Genomic DNA, 18,774 nt, shown 5'->3' with positions numbered 1-18,774 from the left:
TGATACTTAAATTGTTTCATTTCACACATTTTCTGTGTTAAAAATAACAGTATATAATTTTTAACATCAATTCAAAACGAGGAACAGGCCATGACAGCCATTACCAGACGGGAGGAAAGTACATCCCGAGATCGTGGCGCACTCGCCAAGATGATCATGACATTGCTCGATCACTGGCAATTGAGCACGGAAGATCAGGCAGCCCTGTTGGGTATCGCTGCCAGTAACCGGACTGCACTGGCACGCTATCGTAAAGGCGAAGCCATTGGCACCAGCCGGGATCAGTACGAGCGGGTCGGCCACCTGTTGGGAATCCATAAGAATCTGCGTTTGCTATTTCCGCAGAATCGAGATCTGGTATACCGCTGGATGACCACTCGTAACAAGGCATTCGACAACTTGACCCCAGTCGAGGTGATCAAGGAATGGGGTTTTGCCGGATTGCTGATGGTACGAGGTTACCTGGATCGTGCTCGTGGTATTTGAAATGCGTTCTCTATTCGCTCAACTGACTTTGACCGATGTTCACCAGGATATCGCCAGAAACATTGTATCTCTGCGTCAGTCACAAAACCTGTTTGATGACCTGACGGATGATCCGGCCGGATGGCTTCTGGCACAGAAAGTAGAAGCCGAGATCAAGCCACCGCCATATCGATCATATACCCCCATCATTGATCGACCTTTCGAAGATGCCGAGTGGTTCAATGCCATAATCTGGCCATTCAAGTATTGGCAATCCAGCCGGTTTTCAGATGGAACACACGGGATCTGGTACGGTTCAGAATCGGTTGAAACCACGGTCTACGAATCGGCGTATCACTGGTATCGTGGCTTGTTGAGCGATGCGGGATATGAACATGAAGCTGTTGTCGCTGAGCGAAAAGTTTACTCGGTCGCTTGCAGCGCAGCCTTACTGGATTTTCGAAAGATCACCGAAGAATACACCGATTTGTTACACCCTTCTGATTACACATTGACCCAGTCAGTAGGAGCCCGAATTCATCGAGAGGGGCACCCGGGACTGTTGATTCAATCTGTCCGCAGATCATCGGGTGAAAATATGGCCATATTCAATCCAGGCGTGTTATCCAATCCAAGACACAACTGCCAGCTGACTTATTGGCTCGAAGGTAATCAGATCAAGGTGGAAAAGCATCCGGGTACGGTATGGATCACCATGGATATAGCGACTTTTGGTTGACATTCTCTTTTCCCCTTCAAATTGAGGCTGTCAATGAGATATATCTGATATCTGCGCAAAATGGATGTTTTACGTTTTACATTTCTTTACAGGAGAAACATCATGACAATCAAAGCCTATGGCGCCCGCGCGGGCGACCTTCCCCTCGAGCCAATGAACATCACCCGGCGCACGCCAAGTGCGCACGATGTGCAGATCGACATCACCCACTGCGGCGTGTGCCATTCGGATCTGCACCAGGTGCGCTCCGAGTGGGCGGGCACGCTTTACCCCTGTGTGCCGGGGCACGAGATCGTCGGCCGCATCACCGCCGTAGGCGCACAAGTATCGGGCTACAAGCCGGGTGATCTGGTCGGTGTCGGCTGCATCGTCGATAGCTGCCAGCACTGTGCCGATTGCAATGACGGGTTGGAAAACTACTGCGACCACATGGTCCTCACCTATAATGGCCCGACATCCGACGCACCCGGTCACACGCTGGGCGGTTACTCTCAACAGATCGTGGTACACGAGCGCTACGTGCTGCGCATCCGCCATTCTGAAGCGCAACTGGCCGCCGTCGCGCCGCTGCTGTGCGCAGGCATCACCACCTGGTCACCGCTGCGCCACTGGAAAGTGGGGCCGGGCCAAAAGGTCGGAGTAGTCGGTATCGGCGGCCTGGGCCACATGGGCATCAAGCTGGCACATGCGATGGGTGCATACGTGGTCGCGTTCACTACATCCGAATCCAAGCGCGAGGCAGCCAGGGCACTAGGCGCGCATGAGACGGTGGTCTCACGTAATCCCGATGAAATGGCCAGGCACGTTGGAAGCCTCGACTTTATCCTCAACACCGTAGCCGCACCACATGACCTAGATGCATTTTTTGCGCTGCTCAAACGTGACGGCACGATGGCACTGGTGGGTGCCCCTGCCATACCACACCCTTCGCCCAACGTGTTCAACCTGATCATGAAGCGCCGCAGCCTGGCAGGTTCACTGATCGGTGGTATCTCCGAAACACAGGAGATGCTGGATTTCTGCGCCAAACACAACATCGTCGCCGACGTCGAAATGATCCGCATCGATGAAATCAACGAAGCTTATGAGCGCATGCTCAAGGGTGATGTAAAGTACCGCTTCGTTATCGATTGCGCTTCGCTCACAGCCTAAATGGAGAAACAGCTAAGGAACCTCTGAAAAACGTCAGCGAGGCAGTCAGTTCAAGGCAAAAATCGGCGAGAAAGCGGAGTTTATACATAATAAATGAGCATTTTGATGCCGACTTTTAACGCAGAAATGGCAACACAGGTAGTTTTTCAGAGGTTCCCTAATAGTAAGAGGAAGGGCACAAAATCGATTTTCATACCTTAAGTACAGAAAAATTTCGGAGTGAATATGCCAACAGTTGATCAGAGTTTCCCAAGTTTTTTTAATGACGCTCCTACCGTAACACTGCAAGATCCATTGGCCCGATTCCTCGGCGCAGCGCACGACGGGATCATGGAATATCAGTATGCCGATGCGGTGCGACTGGCAGGACACTCCTGCCCCACCGTAGCGGGCACCTGGCTGATGACGGTGCATGGCCTGCGTGCGCTGTACGGTGATGCCTTACCGGTGCGCGGCGAGATCGAGGTTTATATGGCCGATGCGCGTGATGCCGGCACTACGGGTGTCATGGCGACTGTGGCACAACTCGTCACCGGTGCAGCGCCGGAAACAGGTTTTCAAGGCATTGGTGGACGCTTCGGGCGTAACGACTTGCTGCATTTCGATCAGCCGATGCAAGGGTCGATAGGTCTGCGCCGTAAAGACACAGGTGCGGCGGTACAGGTAGAGCTCGATGCATCGGTCGTACCTTGGCCGGACGAAATGCGCGTACTTCTCCCCAAGGCAGTAAGCGGGCAGGCCAGCACGGCGGAACTGCAACGTTTCGGCGAGCTGTGGCAGGAGCGCGTGTGCAAAATGCTGGTCGATCATGCTGACGATGTCGATATGATACGGGTGAGCAACTGGACTGTGGATTGATTGGCTTCACGAGAGCAAGTCACACCACTCATCGCCGTCTTCGCAAATTACGGTCCATCTTCGCGAAGCTCTGCCAGCCATGACGATCCAATGCCTTCATCACTGCCACTGCTGGATTGCTTCATACCTGACGGCATTCGCAAAGATGATAATGACGGCGCCAGTATTCGCGAAATTTGACGTAATGATAACCATTTGCGACAATAAAATCTTCACACCGTACACTTTTTACATAATCTCATTCCGCAATGCCCCGTCACCGTATTTCCGGAATAAACTGGCTCGCTCATTACAATGAGCTGATCCGGTTCTGGACACGCAAAACAGGTTCTCGCGGTGATGTGGAAGATGCGACGCACGACGTCATCACCAAACTGCTGGAAAGCAACGTCTCCACTATTTCCAGCCCGCGCAGTTATCTGCACAGCAGTATCCGTAACCGACTGACCGATAGTTACCGGCAAAATAAAATACTGGATCTGGTACCGATTCATGATTTACCGGAAGACAGTCATCCTCTCCAGCCGAACGATCCGGTAACGCACACCTGTACCATGCAGCTGTTAACTGCACTGAAGGAAGCCCTGCAGGAACTCCCCCTGAAATGTCGTCAGATCTTCATCTGGCACCGGCTGGAAGGATATTCCCAGGCGGAGATTGCTGAAAAACTGGATATCTCGGTCAATATGGTCGAAAAATACATGATCAGAGCCACCCGCCATCTGCGTGACCGGTTACAGGATCACATCCCGGACTGATTCAGGATTCTGATATTGCCAAACGTCTCACTTTATGAGGGAATAACGGATATCCTTGGTTTCTTCCCTGCTGTTTCAGGTAAATCGGCCTGGCTATGAACCGACAACATTCAGATATTCCCGCCCATCCACGCGACGCAGCCGCCTACTGGTTCGCCCACGTCCATTCAGGCAGTTTTACTCAGTCTGATCAGGAAGCTTTTGACAGCTGGCTGCAGGCAGACGATCTGAACAGGAAAGAATATCAGGCCCTCGATAAAATCTGGCAGGTAGCCGGCCAGATACCCGCCCATGAGCTGCGGGCCATGCTGGCCGAAGAACCCGAGCCCCCGCAACAGATTCAGAAACGGCTGAAACGCTGGCGCCTGACGATCAGTGCCGTTGCCGCAACGATCATTATCGTTATCGGGTTTGTCGGCCTGTTCATGCCATACGGCTGGCTGGGTGAACCGTTTTATACCGCTGAATATGTCACTGATCGTGGTGAACGCCGCACGGAAGTACTGCCTGACGGATCGATCCTGGAAATCAATACCCAGACCACTGCCCTCGTCGAATACTTCGAGAATCGCCGGAATGTCCGGCTGGCCGGCGGGGAGGTCATGTTCTCGGTGGAAACCGACGCCAGCCGTCCATTTACCGTGGATGCCGGATCAGGAACGGTGCTGGTAACCGGCACGCGCTTCAACGTGCTGCGTGATCAGGATCAGGTACAGATTGCAGTCGAATCAGGTTCGGTCGAAATCAGTTCAGGCCACTGGTGGAATCGGCGCACTGAACAGCTGACAGATGGCCTGGGCGCGCAGATCGACCCGGACAGCATGACACCCGCCAGCCCGGCTGATATCAGCACCCTCACTGCATGGCGTCAGGGAAAAATAATCTTCAAGGATCAGCCGCTGGCAAGTGTCGTCAAAGAAATGAATCGTTATTTACCACAACCCATCACCATTACTGATCATCGCCTCGATCAGGTACGCATCGCCGGTGTGTTCAATACCGGTGATTCGGCTGCCTTCCTGCAGGCACTGCATAAAAGTATCCCGGTGCAAGTCATCCTGCATGCCGATGGCAGCACCGAACTATCCCTTCCCCGATAATTTCCCTCGCATAGATTTTCTGCCGGAATTAGCGCATCCCCCGCTACCCCGTCTTTACGAGCCACGCAGTGGCGCGGTAATCCAGAAAACATCGTCACAACAGGAATAATGGCAACTTCATATACCACCTGCCCAAATTCCATTCAGGGTTTTATCACATTCATTCGTCTTAGGACCTGTTAACACTAATTAAATAATCTACAATCAGAGCGAAATGGATGAAGAATCGGAAAACTGAATCCAACTTGTCAAAGCGAGAGAAGATTCTTCTGAATCTCTTCAGGCGACGAAACAGCCGTTCCACCTCATTACGCTTTTTGTACATTTCAACGTTGTACTCCCAGGGCGACACACGATTTGCTTTTGGCGGCACCACTGGAATCATCCCCAGATCAAGTACCAACTGTCGGGTTTCATCCCCTTCGTACGCTTTATCCATGATCACGTGAGTGTCAGAGAATCCCTTATTCTCCAGGGTTTTCAGCAATTTTCGCCCTTCTGGCGCATCACCGGCCTGGCCGGGGGATAACGAAAACACTACCGCGGTTCTGGCATCTGCCGCGACCAGATGAATTTTGGTAGTCCAGCCCCCTCGTGATTGACCGATAGCTTGAACACCGTTTTTTTTAGTGCACCAGTACCATCAGGATGGACTTTGACTATCGTACTATCCAGCGACATGTGATCCACTTCCAGCTGTATCAGCTTGTTTTGCTGGAGTGCGAGGAAAACCCGATCCAGGACGCCATTCTTGGCCCAACGGTTGGCGCGCGTGTAAATGCTGTGCCAATTGCCGAATTTCACAGGCAGACCACGCCACTTACAGCCGTGCTCTGCAACATACAAAATCGCGTTGAGCACTTCCAAATTCGAGAGTGTGACGTTACCCCGTTGTATCGGCAGTAGATTTTCAATAAGCTTGAATTGCAATGCAGATATTTCCATTCGGTAATTTTAATACAAATAGTGTTAACAGGCCCTAGCTGAAGAAGGGACAGATTTCTCTATACCGGCAGAAATCCCTTCCCGAAAAAAATCTCGGCAAAAAAGCCAACCACCTATTTCAATCAGGGGAAACTTCGTGAGATATCCATTCAAACGGGCGCGATCTACCCGTATCGTGACCTCGTTCACAACAATACCATCTGTTGCGGTTATTTTTTTCGCATGTATTTTGGTGCTTGTCACGCCCATGCCTGTTCAGGCCCAAAATACCGTAGCGATCAACATCCCTTCACAACCGCTCAGTGATGCCTTGCTGCAACTGGGCCAGCAAACTTCACTGCAGATTCTGTATACCCCTGATCTGGTCAGGGAGTTGAACACCTCCGGCCTCCAGGGAAATTACACGCCGGAAAACGCCCTGCGCCAGTTACTGAAAGGCACCGGCATCGAATACGAGCGGCAAGGCAACACAGTGACCCTGAAGCGTATCAGTGCAGTCACCCTGCCACCACTGACAGTCAGTACAGCTTCACTGAAACAAGGCACAGCGGAAGAAGGCTATCGGGTTAGTAATATCAGCGGGATTGGTCTCTGGGGAGAACGCAGCTTGCGCGATACTCCCTATTCGATGAGTGTCGTTCCTTCTGATCTGATCGAAAACGTCAATGCCCAGAATATGGGCCAGATCTTTAAAATGAACCCCCTGACTCAGGAACCGATCATCCAAAATTTTACTGGTGTGCCCCTTGTTGTCATACGTGGATTTGAATCATCCAACCCAATTTATGATGGTATACCCATGGCTGGTGCAAATGGTTCAGCCGTATCCGTGATTGAGATCGACCGGGTTGAAATTCTTAGCGGAACCTCAGGCTTTCTCTATGGTGGTAACAGAGTAGGTGGAGCTGTAAACTATGTGACCAAAAATTCTACTGATGTCCCACTCAGGAGATTGACATTCGGTAATTACGGTGGAACCCAGTTTTATGGCCATGCCGATATCGGCGGGAAATTTGACGAACGAGGCCGTTTCGGTTACAGGGCTAATCTGCTCTATCAGGGGGGAGATACCGCTATCGGTGAGCCGGTCAACCAGAAAGTTGCCAACATTGTGCTGGATGGACAGATTACCGATACTCTCTATGCGGATGTTAAATATACCTATAATGACTATAGAAAAGAGGCAACACAACCACTATTTAATAGTGTGATAGAAAGAACTGGGATCGATACCAGTAAACGTTATTCTCCCAAATGAGCGTCCAATGACGTACAAAGTCATAAAGCCTACACCAGTCTGCGCTGGGATCCCAATAAGTATTTCACTCTCAGAAGCGCTTTTTTTTATCAGCACACTAATATGAGAGTCAGCCGAATATTTTTAAATCAACAGGCAGATGGGACTTTTACCCAAAGACTCAATAACACAGCAGATGAAACGCATGAAAATTACGGAGGTTATATCTACCTGGATACCCAGTTCTCAACCTTTGATATTGGCCACAAGTTAACTCTTGGTTATTCCTCTACTTTTTATGAATACTTTCTAAGTAATGACTGTTGCATTAATCAAAATGGGGCGAGCAGCCTTTCATTGAATGAACTCAAAAATATACCTGAACCAAACTGGGGATCTATAGGAAATGACCCAAAGTTACCTGTTTGGATCAACAGATTTAACAATATTCTGATCGGGGATAATATCATCTTCAATGAACGGTGGTCTGCAATGGTCGGGCTTAACTATGCCACTACAGTAAATAAAGCATTCCGTCTTTTTGGTGACAATGACTATGAAAAGTCTGCACTGACTCCCACCGTTTCACTGCTGTATAAACCAATCGAAGAGGTAACTACCTATGTCTCCTATATGGAAGCACTTGAGACAGGTACGAGGGCAGGTGATACCTATGCCAATCGTGGAGAGATACTTCCTCCGTTAGTCAGTAAACAATATGAAGTGGGTGCGAAATATGACATTAACCCCAACCTGTTGCTGAGCACTGCACTGTTCCGAATTGAAAAAGCCAATCAGTATTCAGATCTTGCAACACCCATTCCAAGCTATGTCCAGGACGGTCTGCAAGTGCATAATGGTGTGGAGTTAGTTCTGACCGGAAAAGTCACGGACAATCTCACCATCATGGGTGGCAGTACCCTGATGGATATCGGGGTGGAGAAATCCAATAACCCCGCTCTCGAAGGCAAGAAACCAACCAATGCCGCATCAAGGATGGGCAAGATTTACGCAGAATACGCGCTGCCATGGGTTCCAGGGTTGAGTCTGACTGGCGGTATTTACTATACCGGTGAAAGATATGCTGATGCGGCTAATACCGATAAGATTCCGAGTTATACCCTGTACGATATTGGGGCACGCTATAGTACCCGTGTACTGAATAAGGCGCTGACCGTGCGTCTGAATGTCATCAATCTGACGGGTAAGGATTATTGGCAGAACGCTACTTATTTAGGCGTACCTAGATAGTGTAGTCATGAGATAAGAAATATGAGATCCTTTTAAGAAATTAAAGGGACTCGCATGACACATTCACATCGCAGGCATGATATTTCAGATAGGATATGGTCGCTACTTGAGGGGCATTTACCAGGCCGAGAAGGGGCATGGGGAGGGGTAGCCACAGATAATCGCCAGTTTATCAATGCTGTTTTCTGGATTATACGGACAGGAGCCCCATGGAGGGATTTACCGCCGGACTACGGGGGTTGGAGCAATACTCATCGCCGTTTCATTCGCTGGCGTGACAAAGGTATCTGGGAAAAATTGCTGGAAATCCTGATTGATGATCCAGATTATGAATGGCTGATAATGGATGCCAGTCACTGTAAAGTTCATCCACACGCCAGTGGAGCCAGAGGAGGTAATCAGGATATGAATCGGACAAAGGGGCTCAACACCAAGATACATCTGGCCGTGGATGCGCATGGTATGCCGGTCAGAATCCTTGTTACACAAGGTACCACTGCTGATTGCACGCAGGCTGGCCGCCTGATCGAAGGGATTGATGCAGATCATCTGCTGGCAGATCGTGGCTATGACAGTAATGCCATTGTTGAACAGGCGGAAAAACAGGGAATGGAAGCTGTTATCCCGCCAAAAAAGAATCGAAAAATACAAAGACCTTACGATAAATAACTGTATAAGCTGAGGCATCTCGTCGAAAATGCTTTTCTTCATCTCAAAAGATGGCGTGGCATCGCTACAAGATACGCCAAAAACACCTCTTCTTTCCTTGCTGTCGTGCAAATTAGATGTATCGCCCTCTGGGCTGATATCTTGTGACTACGCTATATAGGACGGTAGCATTTTCCGTCAGCACGATGTTTTGATGCTGTTGTCTGAGCAAACGCTCAACAACCGCTACCGTTCATTGCGACTGCGAACGAAGTAAAAGCAGAAAGCAATCCACTGTTCGATGTAAACATCCGGGCTCAAAGAAAAAGAGCCCGGATAACCCCAACCATCCCCCGTGCCTGCAAACGACCGTGTTCAATATCGATGACAAAAGGTCGCTCCAGGGAGCGTACGCCGGATACTGCCTGGATCAGAATTTCTCCTGCGATCAGTTGCAGACAACCACAGTGCTCAATACTCAAGCAAGATAAACGATCGGGTAAGGACATAATTTTGAACCAGGTAAACAACGAACGATAACGATTCACAATTATTTGAATTTGACTATTTGGCGATAAATAATCATCGATCGAATCAATTACCCGGTCTGACAAAACAGTATGGCGACGAGGAAACCAGCTTCGGAATTTTCAACCAGAATGAAAAAGAATCATGACTGCCATATAAATGAAATGTAGTAGTTCAGATTTGATCTGACAGCAGGTCTTGCCAAGAGGTGGGATTACCCGGTTTGATAGAGGTGCGAATCTTTATCAACCAAACGCGAAAGCGTAAAGGAGTAATCCCATGAGCAGTGTTCATCATAAAATCATTAAACACAAGATTGGCTTGCTTAATCTGGCAGCTGAGCTTGGCAATGTATCCCGTGCCTGTAAGGTGATGGGTTTTTCTCGCGATACTTTCTATCGCTATCAGGCAGCTGTGGAAACAGGAGGTGTTGAAGCTCTGATAGATGCAAACCGACGTAAGCCCAATATCAAGAACCGTGTAGAAGAAGCGACGGAAGCAGCGATCCTGGCCTTTGCTCTGGAGCAACCGGCTTTTGGTCAGGTTCGTGTTTCCAACGAACTGCGTAAGCATGGAATTTTGTTTCTCCGTCTGGTGTCCGTTCGGTATGGCTGCGCCAGAATCTGGAATCGTTCAAGAAGCGTCTGTCAGCCTTGGAGAAACATATTGCTGAGACTGGGGCAGTGCTGACCGAAGCACAGGTGCAAGCATTGGAGAAGAAGCAGGAAGATGATGTTGCTCAAGGCGAAATTGAGACGGCTCACCCCGGGTATCTCGGTAGTCAGGATACCTTTTACGTCGGTACCCTCAAAGGTGTGGGACGAATTTACCAGCAAACCTTCGTCGACACTTATTCCAAGTGGGCAGCAGCGAAGCTGTATACCAACAAAACACCAATTACATCAGCTGATATGCTCAATGACCGGGTACTGCCGTTCTTTGCTGAACAGAGTATGGGCATTATTCGCATTCTGACCGACCGCGGTACCGAATATTGCGGCAAGCCGGAAAATCATGATTACCAGCTTTATCTGGCACTCAATGACATCGAACATTCCAAAACGAAAGCCAATCATCCGCAGACCAACGGTATTTGCGAACGCTTTCACAAAACCATCTTGCAGGAGTTCTACCAGGTGACATTCCGGCGCAAGATTTACCAGTCCATTGAAGAGTTACAACACGATCTGGATGATTGGATGGCGTACTACAACAGTGTGCGGACTCACCAGGGAAAAATGTGCTGTGGACGCACCCCGATGCAAACTTTAATTGACGCAAAGGAGATATGGGACGATAAAATTACCGAATTGAATAACTGAATCTGATCTAACAGGCACTCGTCAAATCGGGTAACTGTCAGATCAGATCTCAACTACTACAAATGAAAAAATTTCACAACCAATTTATATAAAGACACTTGACTTCCATCATCCATATCATTAGCATCATCAACGAGATTGCTTCTCATTATTAATCATTCTCTCCATGCAATCTCACCCTTCTCATCCCGGGCGGTCTCTCTACCCACCCCTAATCGTCCGGGATTTCTTCCTGCTCCTTTATGTTGCACAAGAAACTACTTCAGCATCCAGTGCACCGAATACACCAATAGCAGATCAATGTACGGCTTTAACCTCTGCATCGGCAAACACATAGAGTAACTATTACACTCGATGATGAAACTTTTGCTTTTTTGAATAATGTGGCAAGCAACAATCACAGCGCCTACATTAATCAGCTCTTAAAACAGGAACACAAAAATTTCCTTCAGGCAGCTTTGCGCAAAGTAAATCAGGAAGAGGCAGAGGATACAAGCTATCAGGAAGAATTACAGGCATGGGACAGTACGCTGTCAGAATTAATTAATGACTGATTTCAAGCAACTGGATATATTTACTGGGTTGATCTTGAGCCGACGAAAGGTGTAGAAACAAGAAAACTGAGGCCATGTGTAATAATCCAGAGTGACTTGGTTAACATTCAATCCAGAACATTAATAGTTGCCCCTTTGCTCCCTCAAGCATAAACCTTGGCCTTTTGCAGTAAATCTGGACGCACTGCAGGAACTGGAGGGTTGGGAGTCGGCAGATATGGTAAGGCAATACGCTCATTTTTCCAGCGCCATCTGGCCAGATATGCGGAAGAAACGAGCGGTGAATTCCACTAATAGTTACGTTTCTGGGGGCAGATAAGAATCCGAATCAGAAAGTAATATTGTAACCTATTGATTTAATGGTGCCGGCAGCAAGAATTGAACTCGCGACCTTCTGATTACAAATCAGCTGCTCTACCAACTGAGCTATGCCGGCAAATGGAAAGAATCGAACTACTTTATGATTTTCAGAGAAGGTTTACCCCGTTTACCTTCAATGGATAAAACCTGGCTATCCTGTGAAACAGCGTGATCCACGTCACCTTCCTGTTTATCAGCAACAGCTGTTTTACTGATCTCCGGAGTAAAAGTAAGCCCCTGACCTGATTCTCTGGCAAATATGGCAATCACCGCTCCAATCATAATCTCGACTTTCCTTGATACTCCGTTAAAGCGTGCTACAAATTGAATCGTTTCATTATCGATCAGCAAGTCACTTGTTGCCTGGTAACTTATATTGAGTATTATTTCTCCATCCTTGAATAATTCGGCAGGAATACCCGAGCAACCGCTCTCCAGTACCGAAACATGCGGGCAGTTCATGTTGTCGGTACACCACTGGTGTACTGCACGTATTAAATAAGGCTTGATTGAAGAAACGTCGCTCATTTACGCATCAACTTCTCAGATGGAGTCAATGCATCAATAAACAAGGGTCTACTGAAAAGCCGCTCGGCATATTTCAGCAATGGTGCCGCCTGCTTTGGCAGCTTGACACCATAGTGATCAAGTCGCCATAACAAGGGAGCAATCGCCACATCCAGCATGGTGTATTCATCCCCAAGCATGTATTTCTGCTTCTCGAAGATAGGAGCGATCATTGTCAGCCCGTCCGCTATCTCCGCACGTGCTTTATCTGCTGTTTTATGATCTCCCTGTTCCAGAGATTCTATATGGCAGAAAAGCTCTTTCTCGAACCGGTGCAGCAATAGTCTTGCACGAGCTCGCATCACCGGCTCCGCAGGCATGAGTTGCGGATGCGGGAAACGATCATCAATATACTCGTTGATGATGTTTGCTTCGTACAGTACGAGATCTCTTTCGACCAGAATGGGTACTTTACTGTAAGAACTGATTACAGCAATATCCTCAGGTATGTTGTTGGGATCAACATCAATAACCTGAAAATCCATATCCTTTTCGTGCAATACGATACGGCACCGGTGACTGAAAGGGCAAGTTGCCGTTGAATACAATGTCATCATAGCTTCTGTCAGACGAAACTGGTTATACAGAAACTGACTTTGAGGAGCTCAATGTATATCTCTCCAGTATTCTTTCTTGAGTAGATAGGTTAGTCCCAGCATACCAAACAGGAACAACAGCACAGTAATTCCAAGTTCCCTACGATAAGGTGCATGCGGTTCACCCAGGTAAACCATATAATTCACCAAATCGGCCACGAATCTATCGTATTCCTCTTTGGTCATCGTACCTGGTTTTGTTTGCACCAGATTTCCGGTCCCGGGTTCGAGCACCTGCCATCCCTGTAAATGGTGCAGGACATGGGGCATGGCAACTTTGTCAAAAATCAGGTTGTTCCAGCCACTATAGGTTGAAGTATCCTGATAAAAAGTACGCAAGTAGGTGTACAGCCAATCCGCTCCACGAGCTCGAGCAATGACGGATAGATCGGGAGGTACCACACCAAACCATCCCTCAGCCTCTTTCTTCCTCATTGCTGCTTCCATGAGATCACCCGTCTTTTGCCCGGTATGGATAAGATCAGCACGAATATCATCCTCACTCATCCCGATATCATGATGGCGGTTAAAACGCATGAAATTGGCACCGTGGCAAGTGAGACAGTATTCCACGAAACCTTTGGCCCCGCGCTGCAGAGATTCCTTATCAGCTCTGTCTATAGGAGCTTTGTCCAACTTAACTTCCTGACCGGAAGAATGTGCGACAAACGGAGCCAACAATATGGCCAGCAGTAAAAATTTTATCATTCTCATTTTGTTACATTCTTCGGTTCTGGTTTAGTTTTGTCTATTTTGCTGTACCACGGCATCAGGAGGAAGAAAGCAAAATAAATTACAGTAAAAATTTGTGCCAGCAATGTATACAGCGGGGTTGGAGACTTAGTACCCAGCCATCCAAGAACAAAAAAGCTAATCACAAAGAGGGTCAGCGCAAATTTGAAATATGGACCCTTATAGCGGATCGATTTAACCGGGCTGCGATCGAGCCAGGGCAGAAAACAGAATATGACTACTGATGCTGCCATCAGAATCACGCCCCATAACTTGGCATCCACCCCCAGGAAATTTACCGTAACTGCACGCAGCATCGAATAATACGGTGTGAAATACCATACCGGTGCAATATGATCGGGAGTATGTAAAGGATTGGCTGGAATAAAGTTGTTGTCTTCCAGGAAATACCCGCCCATCTCCGGTGCAAAGAAAATGATTCCGCAGAATACGATCAGAAACCCGACCACTCCAAAAATATCCTTGACCGTGTAATACGGATGAAACGGTATGCCATCGACCGGCAATCCGGTATGCGGATCTTTGTTAGCTTTGATTTCGATACCATCCGGGTTGTTGGAACCAGTTTCATGTAAAGCAATGATATGCACGAACACCAGCACGACGATCAATACCGGCAATGTAACCACATGGTAAGCAAAAAACCGGTTCAAAGCTGCATCCGACAACATGAAATCGCCAAGAATCCAGTTTGAAAGCGTATCTCCGATAACCGGTATCGCTCCAAACATACTGACAATCACCTGCGCTCCCCAATAGGACATCTGTCCCCATGGAAGAATGTATCCAGTAAACGCCATGCTCATCAGTACGAAGAAGATGGCCATCCCGATCAGCCACAGCAATTCACGTGGCTTCCGGTAAGATCCATACATCATCCCGCGGAACATGTGCAGGTAAACCACCACGAAAAACATGGAAGCCCCTGTCGAATGCATGTACCGGATCAACCATCCAAAATCCACATCACGCATGATGTACTCGACTGATGCAAATGCCATTCCCGCATCAGGTTTGTAATTCATGGTCAGAAAAATACCTGTCAGCAGCTGGTTGACCAGCACAAGCAGTGCCAGTGACCCAAAGTAATACCAGAAGTTGAAATTCTTGGGAGCGTAATACTCGGACAGATGCGCTTTCCAGGTGATTGTCAAAGGAAAGCGCTTGTCTATCCATTCCATCATTGAATTTTGCTGTTTACTCATTTTAGGCGGACTCTTTACTGTCTGAACCGACCAAAAGCCGGTTGTCACTCAAATAGGTATAAGGAGGTACTACCAGATTGGAAGGGGCGGGAACACTCTTGTAGACACGCCCGGCCAAATCGAATTTGGATCCGTGACAAGGGCAGAAGAACCCTCCCAGCCAGTCCGAACCCAAATCAGCAGGTGCGATATCTTTTCGATATACAGGTGAACATCCCAGATGAGTACAAACTCCCAAAACGACCAATATCTCAGGTTTGATCGATCTTGTATGGTTCTGCGCATAAGGAGGCTGCTGATCCCGCTGTGAATCAGGGTCAGCCAGCTGGCTATTCAATTTTTCCAGGTTATCCAGCATTTCAGGGGTGCGCTTGAGTACCCAGACAACCTTTCCCCGCCACTCAGCTGTTAACAACATACCCGGCTCCAGCTTGCTGATATCCACTTCGACCGGTGCTCCTGCAGCTTTGGCACGCTCACTTGGCATCATGCTGCGTAAAAAGGGTGTCGCCACACCCGCACCAGCAACCGCACCAGCAACCGAAGTAGCCACCAGTAAAAAGCGGCGGCGCCCGCTCATTTTTCCGTTATCGCCACTATCTGTCATTTTCTAACAATTCCATTTCATTAATTTCCCGTCAACCAGCAACGCACTTAATTAACAAACCAAAAACAAAATCAATACTTGAGAACGTCAGTTCTCAAAGTGGTAATCCTATAAGGGGGGCCATTCTAGCACAGTCTGTGTCCACTGAGATAGATTGATTGCCAAGCTTACACAAACTAGTTCAATTTACCATGACATTGCTTGTATTTTTTGCCTGACCCGCAAGGACAGGGATCATTCCGCCCGACTTTCTCATTTTTACGGACAAATGGCTGCTGCTTGTTCTCGCGATTTTCTGCTACTGGTGGCTGCTCTTCCGCCAGTTCACTGTGAGTATCATGATGGTATTCCAGATTTCTGAGTGCTGATGTTTCCGCAACTGATTCAACCTGCTGTTCACTGCGAATCTGTACCGTCATGAGAATTTTTGTTACATCGGCTTTAATGGCATCGAGCATACTGGTGAACAACTCAAAAGCCTCCCGTTTATACTCCTGTTTGGGATTCTGCTGTGCATAGCCGCGCAAATGGATCCCCTGCCGCAAATGATCCAGTGCAGCCAGGTGCTCACGCCAGTGTGTATCTATACTGTGCAGCATGATCATCCGCTCATATTGATGCATGATAGGCGCACCCACCTGTTCAACCTTGTTCAGATAGCTCGTATCCACCAGCTCTATGATACGCTCATGCAGATTTTCTTCATGCAGCTCACTATCTTCCTCCAGCCATTTCTGGAGAGGAATTTGCAGATGAAATTCGCTGGCCAGTGCTTTTTCCAGCCCCGGAATATCCCACTGTTCTTCGATACTCTGTTCAGGAATATAACGATCGATGAGCTGATGTATCACGCTCTCACGAATAGCGCTGATCGTTTCTGAAACACCCTGCTCAGCATCCAGCAGTTCGCTGCGCTGCTGGTAAATCACCTTGCGCTGATCGTTGGCCACATCATCGTATTCCAGCAACTGCTTGCGGATATCAAAATTTCGGGCTTCAACCTTTCTCTGGGCATTTTCTATCGCACGTGTCACCCAAGGATGCTCGATTGCTTCTCCTTCCGGCATTTTGAGGCGCGTCATGATATTCGCGACTCTGTCCGAAGAAAAAATACGCAAGAGCGGATCCTCCAGAGACAAATAAAAACGACTGGAACCCGGATCCCCCTGCCGACCGGCACGTCCGCGCAGCTGATTATCGATCCGGCGTGATTCATGCCGTTCGGTACCGATAATATGTAACCCGCCCAATTTGATCACTTCATCATGTCTGGCCTGCCACGCCTGATGAATTTCTTCTATTTTTTTACTTTTGGCGGCTTCATCGAGCGTTTCATCTGCCCGGATACGGTTGATCTCCTGCTCCGGATTTCCACCCAGGACGATGTCCGTTCCCCGACCAGCCATATTGGTCGCGATGGTCACCATCTTTGGCTGCCCCGCCTGAGCAATGATATCGGCTTCTCTGGCATGCTGTTTGGCATTGAGCACCTGATGAGGCAATTTCTCCTTTGTCAGAAGAGCTGCAAGCAATTCATTATTTTCGATTGAGGTCGTTCCCACCAGAACAGGCTGTTTACGCTCGTAACAATCCTTGATATCTGCAATGATTGCCTGATACTTTTCCTGAGGTGTACGAAAAACCTGATCCATACGATCTTCCCGTGTCATTGGGCGATGGGTAGGAATCACGACTGTCTCCAGTCCGTAAATCTGTTGGAACTCGAATGCTTCCGTATCGGCAGTACCGGTCATGCCGGCAAGTTTTTCATACATCCGGAAATAATTCTGGAAGGTAATGGATGCCAGAGTCTGGTTTTCTTTCTGAATCGGAACGTTTTCCTTGGCTTCAACGGCCTGGTGCAAACCTTCTGACCATCGCCTTCCCGGCATCAGACGGCCCGTAAACTCGTCAACGATAATAACTTCGCCATTCTGTACGACGTAATGCTGATCACGGTTGTACAGTGCCCGCGCACGCAATGCAGCATTGAGATGATGAATCAGACTGACATTCATCGGATCATACAGACTGGATCCGGCAGACAGCAAACCCGCTTCACTCAGCAATTTTTCGGCATGCTCGAATCCTTCCTCGCTCAGCAATACCTGCTGAGTTTTTTCATCCACACTGTAATCACCGGGACTTTTTTCATCCTCCTGCCGGGTCAACCCGGGAATCAATGTATCGATACGTTTATAGATTTCGGTATCACCCTCAGCCATACCGGAAATAATGAGCGGCGTGCGAGCTTCATCAATCAGAATCGAATCGACCTCATCCACAATTGCAAAATTCAGCACGCGCTGTACCCGTTCCGCGCTATGTCCCACCATATTGTCACGCAGATAATCAAAGCCATATTCATTGTTCGTGCCGTAGGTTATATCTGCGGCATAAGCGGCCTGTTTTTCCTCATGAGGCATTTGTGACAGCACCACGCCGACAGTCAGCCCGAGAAAGCGGTAAATCTGCCCCATCCATTCCGCATCACGCTTTGCCAGATAATCATTGACCGTAACGATATGCACTCCTTTGCCCGATAGTGCATTCAGATAGGTCGGCAACGTCGCCATCAGCGTTTTTCCCTCACCGGTACGCATCTCGGCAATTTTTCCTTCATGCAGAACCATGCCACCGATCAACTGTACATCGAAATGGCGCATACCCAGCACACGCTTTCCCGCTTCCCTGACCACGGCAAATGCTTCGGGCAACAACTGATCCAGCTTCTCTCCGTTTGCGACACGCTGTTTGAACTCACTTGTCTTGGCGCGCAGTTCCTCATCTGACAGTGGCGAAATCGCGGCTTCCAGCTCATTGATGGTGCGAACGATCTTCAAATACTGTTTTATCAGCCGGTCGTTACGGCTGCCAAAAATACTCTTTAGTAAGTTACTCAGCATGGGAAATTAGTTGTTTGTCTATTAATGTAGAAACGTACTGTATTACAGATCATCTGCCGGATTTGATCCATTTCATAACAGAAGAATACTGGAGGCTGCTGTTTGTGAGCCGGCTTGCGGCCCGATCTGGAAAACACTGTCAATGATACGAGTGAATGCGTCTGTACAAGAGATGAGTGATACAACATTATGTCTTTGGGTTCAGCGCACTCAATAATGTAAT

Annotated in this window: 16 protein-coding genes, 1 tRNA gene and 3 pseudogenes; 12 read left to right on the top strand and 8 right to left on the bottom strand. The window is 48.3% G+C overall.

What is annotated here, in order from left to right:
• Positions 1–90 precede the first annotated feature (90 nt).
• From HRU73_RS04425 to HRU73_RS04400, 6 genes are all read left to right on the top strand, one after another.
• Positions 91–486: an MbcA/ParS/Xre antitoxin family protein gene (locus tag HRU73_RS04425; protein ID WP_011111433.1), complete on the top strand. Its 396-nt coding sequence runs from the start codon at positions 91–93 to the stop codon at positions 484–486.
• Between the two features lies 1 nt (position 487).
• Positions 488–1,204, top strand: coding sequence for an RES family NAD+ phosphorylase (locus HRU73_RS04420; RefSeq protein WP_041357088.1), 717 nt, complete (start codon positions 488–490; stop codon positions 1,202–1,204).
• A gap of 102 nt (positions 1,205–1,306) precedes the next feature.
• A complete protein-coding gene (locus HRU73_RS04415) occupies positions 1,307–2,356 on the top strand; it encodes an NAD(P)-dependent alcohol dehydrogenase (RefSeq protein WP_287399621.1) in 1,050 nt (349 codons plus the stop codon).
• Between the two features lie 225 nt (positions 2,357–2,581).
• Complete coding sequence (locus tag HRU73_RS04410; protein WP_287399620.1) at positions 2,582–3,214, top strand: hypothetical protein; 633 nt, start codon at positions 2,582–2,584, stop codon at positions 3,212–3,214.
• Between the two features lie 248 nt (positions 3,215–3,462).
• Positions 3,463–3,972, top strand: a complete 510-nt coding sequence (locus HRU73_RS04405) for an RNA polymerase sigma factor (protein WP_287399619.1) — start codon at positions 3,463–3,465, stop codon at positions 3,970–3,972.
• 95 nt (positions 3,973–4,067) lie between these two features.
• Entirely contained in the window at positions 4,068–5,072 is a 1,005-nt protein-coding gene (locus tag HRU73_RS04400) for a FecR family protein (RefSeq protein WP_287399618.1), read from the top strand.
• A gap of 169 nt (positions 5,073–5,241) precedes the next feature.
• Here the strand turns inward: HRU73_RS04400 and HRU73_RS04395 are convergent.
• A protein-coding gene (locus HRU73_RS04395; RefSeq protein ID WP_287399617.1) for an IS5 family transposase occupies positions 5,242–6,017 on the bottom strand; the annotation gives its coding sequence in 2 pieces (ribosomal slippage) (positions 5,242–5,702 and positions 5,702–6,017; 777 coding nt in all).
• A gap of 247 nt (positions 6,018–6,264) precedes the next feature.
• Between HRU73_RS04395 and HRU73_RS04390 the strand changes: the two genes are divergently transcribed.
• The 6 genes and pseudogenes from HRU73_RS04390 to HRU73_RS13385 all read left to right on the top strand — a co-directional run bounded on the left by HRU73_RS04390 (position 6,265) and on the right by HRU73_RS13385 (position 11,710).
• On the top strand, positions 6,265–7,275 hold the full coding sequence (locus tag HRU73_RS04390) for a TonB-dependent siderophore receptor (protein ID WP_287399615.1): 1,011 nt from the start codon (positions 6,265–6,267) through the stop codon (positions 7,273–7,275).
• Between the two features lie 36 nt (positions 7,276–7,311).
• Positions 7,312–8,505, top strand: a pseudogene (locus HRU73_RS04385) (TonB-dependent receptor); the annotation flags it as partial.
• A gap of 54 nt (positions 8,506–8,559) precedes the next feature.
• Positions 8,560–9,321: pseudogene (locus HRU73_RS04380) on the top strand (IS5 family transposase).
• Between the two features lie 639 nt (positions 9,322–9,960).
• A pseudogene (locus HRU73_RS04375) lies at positions 9,961–11,003 on the top strand (IS481 family transposase).
• Between the two features lie 317 nt (positions 11,004–11,320).
• On the top strand, positions 11,321–11,557 hold the full coding sequence (gene mazE, locus HRU73_RS04370) for a type II toxin-antitoxin system MazE family antitoxin (RefSeq protein WP_502709313.1): 237 nt from the start codon (positions 11,321–11,323) through the stop codon (positions 11,555–11,557).
• 18 nt (positions 11,558–11,575) lie between these two features.
• Positions 11,576–11,710 carry a type II toxin-antitoxin system PemK/MazF family toxin gene (locus HRU73_RS13385; RefSeq protein WP_307777396.1) on the top strand — a complete coding sequence of 45 codons (135 nt, stop codon included), beginning with the start codon at positions 11,576–11,578 and terminating at the stop codon, positions 11,708–11,710.
• Positions 11,711–11,917: 207 nt separating this feature from the next.
• Here the strand turns inward: HRU73_RS13385 and HRU73_RS04360 are convergent.
• From HRU73_RS04360 to secA, 7 genes are all read right to left on the bottom strand, one after another.
• A tRNA-Thr gene (locus tag HRU73_RS04360) sits at positions 11,918–11,993 on the bottom strand.
• Between the two features lie 17 nt (positions 11,994–12,010).
• A complete protein-coding gene (locus HRU73_RS04355) occupies positions 12,011–12,445 on the bottom strand; it encodes a ClpXP protease specificity-enhancing factor (protein WP_011111425.1) in 435 nt (144 codons plus the stop codon).
• Positions 12,442–13,041 (bottom strand): glutathione S-transferase N-terminal domain-containing protein, encoded by a 600-nt coding sequence (locus tag HRU73_RS04350; RefSeq protein WP_011111424.1) that lies wholly within the window; start codon positions 13,039–13,041, stop codon positions 12,442–12,444. The genes HRU73_RS04355 and HRU73_RS04350 overlap by 4 nt, the downstream gene beginning before the upstream one ends.
• A gap of 48 nt (positions 13,042–13,089) precedes the next feature.
• The gene (locus HRU73_RS04345; protein ID WP_011111423.1) at positions 13,090–13,794 is read right to left on the bottom strand and encodes a cytochrome c1; all 705 of its coding nucleotides are present in this window, start codon (positions 13,792–13,794) and stop codon (positions 13,090–13,092) included.
• On the bottom strand, positions 13,791–15,038 hold the full coding sequence (locus tag HRU73_RS04340) for a cytochrome b (protein WP_011111422.1): 1,248 nt from the start codon (positions 15,036–15,038) through the stop codon (positions 13,791–13,793). Before HRU73_RS04340 ends, HRU73_RS04345 begins: the two co-directional genes overlap by 4 nt.
• A 1-nt stretch (position 15,039) precedes the next feature.
• Complete coding sequence (gene petA, locus HRU73_RS04335) at positions 15,040–15,645, bottom strand: ubiquinol-cytochrome c reductase iron-sulfur subunit (protein WP_011111421.1); 606 nt, start codon at positions 15,643–15,645, stop codon at positions 15,040–15,042.
• 176 nt (positions 15,646–15,821) lie between these two features.
• Positions 15,822–18,551: a preprotein translocase subunit SecA gene (gene secA / locus HRU73_RS04330; protein WP_287399610.1), complete on the bottom strand. Its 2,730-nt coding sequence runs from the start codon at positions 18,549–18,551 to the stop codon at positions 15,822–15,824.
• Between the last annotated feature and the right edge of the window lie 223 nt (positions 18,552–18,774).

The organism is Nitrosomonas sp. H1_AOB3 (genome assembly GCF_015709435.1).
Taxonomy (GTDB): Bacteria; Pseudomonadota; Gammaproteobacteria; order Burkholderiales; family Nitrosomonadaceae; genus Nitrosomonas; species Nitrosomonas europaea.
The sequence above is the reverse complement of the archived record's forward strand: the minus strand, read 5'-3'. Positions and strand labels throughout refer to the sequence as shown.